The 301-nt window shown below is 30.6% G+C and carries 1 pseudogene; it reads left to right on the forward strand.

The annotated features are described in order from the left end of the window. Positions 1-121: 121 nt before the first annotated feature. A pseudogene (locus KA926_RS03345) lies at positions 122-301 on the forward strand (AAA family ATPase); the annotation flags it as partial.

Consider the following 301-nt stretch of genomic DNA (forward strand, 5'->3'; position numbering starts at 1 on the left):
AAACACTTAAAACAAAATATTGCTAGTCCAAGTACCACGGAATTAATTAAGGAAGAAAAAAATTGTGGTTATTCACCTCAAGAAACGACTAAAAACGTCAAAAAATTAAAGAGGTATCGTAATGACTAAAAATCAAAATTTCATTGAAACGAAAGAGTATAAACGCTTTGCTGAATTTTGTGATGCTTGTATTAAATATCAATATATTGGGATCTGCTATGGTCAACCTGGTGTCGGAAAAACTTTATCGTCTAGGTATTACACAAATTGGGATACTATTGAAAAACAAGTTAACCATAGA

This window comes from Staphylococcus sp. GDY8P94P, assembly GCF_017892255.1.
Taxonomy (GTDB): domain Bacteria; phylum Bacillota; class Bacilli; order Staphylococcales; family Staphylococcaceae; genus Staphylococcus; species Staphylococcus cohnii.